The sequence below is a fragment of the Succinivibrio sp. genome (assembly GCF_045124615.1).
Classification (GTDB): Bacteria; Pseudomonadota; Gammaproteobacteria; order Enterobacterales; family Succinivibrionaceae; genus Succinivibrio; species Succinivibrio faecicola.
In genome coordinates this window covers 1-5,121 of sequence record NZ_JBGVMC010000301.1, presented here as the reverse complement: position 1 = coordinate 5,121, position 5,121 = coordinate 1, and the positions used below count along the sequence as shown (strand labels likewise).

Annotated in this window: 7 protein-coding genes; all 7 read right to left on the bottom strand. The window is 36.1% G+C overall.

Features of this window, described 5'->3' with window-relative positions; all coding sequences use genetic code 11:
• On the bottom strand, positions 1–1,144 hold a 1,144-nt coding region (locus tag ACJML3_RS07875), incomplete at its 3' end, for a DEAD/DEAH box helicase (protein WP_406022144.1).
• Positions 1,134–2,057, bottom strand: coding sequence for a hypothetical protein (locus ACJML3_RS07870; protein ID WP_406022142.1), 924 nt, complete (start codon positions 2,055–2,057; stop codon positions 1,134–1,136). The genes ACJML3_RS07870 and ACJML3_RS07875, both read right to left, overlap by 11 nt.
• 69 nt (positions 2,058–2,126) lie before the next feature.
• Complete coding sequence (locus ACJML3_RS07865; RefSeq protein WP_406022140.1) at positions 2,127–2,867, bottom strand: hypothetical protein; 741 nt, start codon at positions 2,865–2,867, stop codon at positions 2,127–2,129.
• Between the two features lie 55 nt (positions 2,868–2,922).
• Positions 2,923–3,798: a recombinase RecT gene (locus ACJML3_RS07860; protein WP_406022138.1), complete on the bottom strand. Its 876-nt coding sequence runs from the start codon at positions 3,796–3,798 to the stop codon at positions 2,923–2,925.
• Positions 3,798–4,490 carry a hypothetical protein gene (locus tag ACJML3_RS07855; protein WP_406022136.1) on the bottom strand — a complete coding sequence of 231 codons (693 nt, stop codon included), beginning with the start codon at positions 4,488–4,490 and terminating at the stop codon, positions 3,798–3,800. Before ACJML3_RS07855 ends, ACJML3_RS07860 begins: the two co-directional genes overlap by 1 nt.
• On the bottom strand, positions 4,487–4,864 hold the full coding sequence (locus ACJML3_RS07850; RefSeq protein WP_406022134.1) for a hypothetical protein: 378 nt from the start codon (positions 4,862–4,864) through the stop codon (positions 4,487–4,489). Before ACJML3_RS07850 ends, ACJML3_RS07855 begins: the two co-directional genes overlap by 4 nt.
• Before the next feature lie 73 nt (positions 4,865–4,937).
• A partial coding sequence (locus ACJML3_RS07845; protein WP_406022132.1) for a hypothetical protein occupies positions 4,938–5,121 on the bottom strand: 184 nt, incomplete at its 5' end.

Genomic DNA, 5,121 nt, shown 5'->3' with positions numbered 1-5,121 from the left:
ATACTTTTTGCTTTTTCTTTTTCATCGGGGCAGGATCGTTTATACAGCCTAATCTCGCAACATTCCCAGCAAAATCAAGAACCAAACAATTTTCTTTGTTCGGACTGTAACGTATTCCTCGGCCACAAGCCTGTATGTAGAGTGATACACTCTGCGTTGGTCTGAGCATTACAAGACAGTCAATATCAGGAAAATTGAACCCTGTACTCAACACGTTAACATTTGCACAAACTCTGTATTTTCCTGATTTAAAGCCCTCAATACGTTCATTACGAGTAGTCATATCTAAATCACCACTAATAACTGTGCATGGAACATCGTGAGCATTAAGAAAATCACAAACATGGTTAGCATGTTCTACGCCAGTGCAGAAAACAAGCCAATGCTTTCTGTCCTGAGCCAGTTTGATTGTTTCGGTAAGTGCTAGGCGTGTTACTTCTTCTTTGTCACATGCAAGCTGTAATTCCTTTTCTATAAATTCTCCACCTCTGATACCAACGTCTTTTACGTCTATCTGAAAATCAGGGCGTTTCGGAATTGCATCGCACAAATAATGATTGTCAATCAGCCATTGAAACCACTCGACAGTACACATGTTGAAAACTATATCATCAAATATGCCGTTTTCAGTAATCAAGCCACAATCCAGTCTGTAAGGTGTACCTGTGAAACCAACCACCTTTAATTTTGGATTTAATTCTTTTAGTCCTGCAATTAAGCGTCTGTATGTTGTTTCCTGTTTGACAGGAACTAAATGACATTCGTCAATTATAATACAGTTTACTTTGCCTAATTCTTTGTAGTTTTTGGCTATACTCTGAACGCCACAGCAGATTATCTTATTATGCGTACATTTAGCCTTGAGACTAGCAGAGTATATGCCTATATTCGCACCATTCCAATAATCAACAACGGCCTGATAATCTTGTTCAATCAGCTCTTTTACATGGGTAACAATCAATATTTTTGATAAATGCTGGCCGAATTTATCCTCACATGTTCTTACAAAATGAGCCATTGTCAGACTTTTTCCTGAACCCACTGGCATTACAACAACAGGATTGCCTTGATTATTATTTTCACTCCAATAATTAAATATACTGTTTACTGCATCTATTTGGTAATCTCTTGGTTTAATCGTCATTTTCCATCTCCACCTCTATTTTGGTGTAACATTCTTCATTATATCCGTTAAGATCAAACATACAGGTATTGCTTTTTAAATCGTGACATACACATGTTCTGCAATTATGTGGCAGTTCTTTGTGTTCATAACAATACCCTTTAAACGAACAGCATTTACACTCAAAATAAGTGGGTTTGTCGTATATGCCTGCTGGAACAACATTATTATCTAACACGGCATTGATTCTTTTGTCTAAATTCTTTTCTACCCAATCATCATCTCTGTGGATAAGAACAGCATGAACTTCGTCAGTGTTTTTATTTACTGCCATAAATAGGGTATTCCAAATTGTAGGATCTTTTGGGTTTAATTCCTTTAATACGTCTGCCTGATACTTACACATGCAATACATATTAACCTTGCATTGATTTTCATATCCTTTAAAATTAAGCATATCAGTGCTAACAAATTGTTTAAAACGGCTATCGTTCATTGTTTTAAATTCGAGCATTACAAGTTCATTAGGACAATCAGGCACATTAGTTGCCAATCCGTCAATACTGCCTGCAAACATTCCGTCTTTATACCCATACTGTCTACCGTTGGTATCAAAGTATGTATTACAGCCGATAGCTCTCAGCATAGCATGAAATCTTGCTTCTTCTAAATGACCTCGATTAAACAATCTTATCATTCTTGCATCAATTTGAGACTGGCCACACCCCCTGTAACTTAACCAAATCTTTCTTACGCAAGGCTCTCCGATTAATGACGCTCCTAAATGATCACGTAATCCGTCTTTTTTGTCTGCCTTGTAAGCATCGTGCATTTGTGGTAAAAGGTTTTCTTCGTGTGACTTAAATGATTTACCGTTATCTCCGATAATCTGTGACTCGATAAGTTTTAATGTTTTTTCTGCAACTATGTTCATTATTGTTTCCTTTTTATCCTACAAAAAAGGCTGTCGTTAAACAGCCTTGTACAGTTTTAGCTAAGAGAGTTAGAATGGTAAATCTTCATCTTGCTGTTGTGATGCGTATGTCGGTTCTTTCATCACTGGTTTAGGTGTGTTGCCGTATGCAGGTGCAGGTGTAGGCTTTGGTGGAGCGTAATGACTTGTTCTATTCAAAGCCTCTTGCTGTTCTGCCTGTTCCCTGATTTTCTTTTGCAAGAACGCATAATCCTTTTTAATGGATTCTGCTGGCTGATTACGTCTAATTTCACCAAAAGTACGCTTATCAGAGGCATACAGGCCGTAGATTGTGTAATTAGCATAAGTGTTGCCGTTCTGACTTACATAATCAGGTTTTCTGAAAACACTTGCTATCAGTTTAGTTCCTTTTAGTGTTGGGTAGTGCATTACAGGCATATTATCTCTCTGAGAGAAAACCTGTTCACCATCTTTGTTCAATAAAGGTTCTTCCTTGAGAGCCTTATTGTTTGTCAGCATACACAATTCAAAAGTATGAAAGAAAAACTTGTTGTTTTTGTCACAGGTAAAGTTATTAGTAAACTTGCCTACAGGTGTTACTCCATCTTTGTCGTATGCAATAAAAGTAACGTTGATTCTATCTTCAACAACTCCGTTAATTGTGGCTTGAGAGGCAAAAGCAGAGGAAACTTCGCACTGATACATACCTGAGTCAACATAAGGGAGATCCTTATCTGAAACATAGTTGGTAGAGCTGTTTAACATTTCCTCGTATTTCTTGTCGTCTTCTTCGTTAAAAGTTAAGTTCATAATATTTCCTTATTTTGTGATTACATGCTTATTGTAGATCTAAAAAACATTTTTGTCAAACTTTTTCTTCACTTTCAGCTAGTTCTGATTTTCTTTGTCTAAACAGTTCAAGCAACTGAGACGTGTCAGATGTTTTTACTTTTTGTTTAACATCAAAGAAATACTTGGTCAAATCTTCTTTTGATGTAATACTCTGCAACATCTCCTGAACCTCTGACAAAGGCGTATACTCTATTGCCAGCACTTCTTCTTTTACTGTCTCTACATGTTTAACAACAGGGGTAGCTAGAACCTTGCTATAACTTGAAATTACATCATTATTATTGGCAATCTCCTGTGCTTCTTCTGTGGTTATCATGCCTTGCAGAACGTCAGGGAATATATCTCGGAACGCATACGTTCTTGCTCTCTGCTGTAACATGCGTTTTGGATATTTAGCCCATACGTTTTTGCCCCATAGTCCTGCAATTTTCGCATCTTCTGCTGAGAAAGTTCTTGTCTCAGGTTTACTCATATCTTTACGCTTAATTGTGCAGATAGCAGTCATTGTTGTGGCATCAAAGGTTTCTTCCTTGTAATCCATCAGTCCACTTTGATAAATAACAGCAGGCAGAGCATCACCCCAAATTGTCATGTTTCCATTGACGATCATTGTGTTGGTGAGTGCTAACTTTGGAGACATATTCAAACTTTTGCCGTAGCTGATACGTGCAATAGCCTCGTCAAGTTTTTGTTCTGAAACCTTATGATTTACTTTATCGTCAATCAGGTTTGCAGGTAACACGCCATGTTCGATAGCAAAACGCAACTTTTCTCTGTAAGCTATCATTTGTTCTTTATTCCAATCAGACATTTCTGTTGACAAATTGTCTGTTGCTAAATCCTTTTCAGACTTCACAATTTCAGCCTTTACTTCTTCTACTTCGTTCATTATATCTCCTTGCTTTTATTTGTAAGTTCAAATGAATTAACCATTGTCTCTATACCGAGCAATCTATTGATTACTACATTGTTATTCATACTTTCTAACGCAATAAACATCAAATGCCTTTCTTTTTTGTTAGGGTATTCGGATATAATTATGGACAGCATATCTTTCTGCAAATCACTAGGTATATATCTAGTCCCAAATCCGATTAACGTAGCAATAGCAACCATAGTATCATATTTTAAAAACTGATTGTTTTTAATTTGATTGATAATAGACATCGCTTTATCATCAAAACCACCTCCGCTTAATAAATCTTGAAGCAGGTCAACAAAATCCTGTGAAACTGTTGTGTTAACATGAAATACTGCACAAAACATCTCGCAGAATGAAGATATATTCAACAGCAAGCTCTGATGGTTAATATTGCATATCATAACATTGTGCATACTATTCATTGTGGTTTCGCTAACTAGCTCTAAAGTAATGTAGCTCTGAATAGCGTTTTTAAATACCAGCGGATTTTCTTTTAATCTTTGGAGCAGTTTTATGTTTTCGATAACTGTGTAACATCTTTTTTTAGCATCGTATATATACAAATTATCGTGGCATAACGCTACATTTCTTTCCACAATGTTTCCACATGATAACAATTTTATATTCTTTACCTGTGCTATTTCTCTTGTCGTAATCATAAAATTATATTCACCTCATCATCGTCACTTATAATCTGTCTTTCTTCTTCGCTTACGCTGTCAAGTAAAGCCATTTTTGCCTGTTGAGTCATTTTCTTATCTATCATTTTAGAAAACACCTCTCCGTCTTTATCGCTTTTCTGCCAATACGTATAAACTGTATTAATACTGTAACCAGAACATTCTGCAATCTTTTTTGCTGTAATCTTTACTCCATGATACACAATTTTTGTGGCGTTATTCTGCTTCTTTGGCTTTGTGCCTACATGTGTTTCGTACCACATTCTAATCTTTTCAGGGTTCGGAGCTATCATTACGTCAAATTCTGTGCCGTCATAAGTTCTCTGTTGTACTCCATAATGTTTAACCATCATGTGTAACACCTGTCCCCATGTGGAATTAGGATCTTCTTGTAATTGTTCAGCCAAATCGCTTGTTAAAAAACTCTTATACATTCATTTTCTCCAAAGCTGTTATATACACGTCTATATCTGCCACTATTTTTGGTAGTTTTGATATGGTTCTTAATAATCCCATTAAATAATTTCTATTTTCTTCTAATTGTAAATACCTGTTAAATGCTTTTGGACTTGTAAGCTGGCATATTTTTATTCTTGCTTTTGAATTTGCT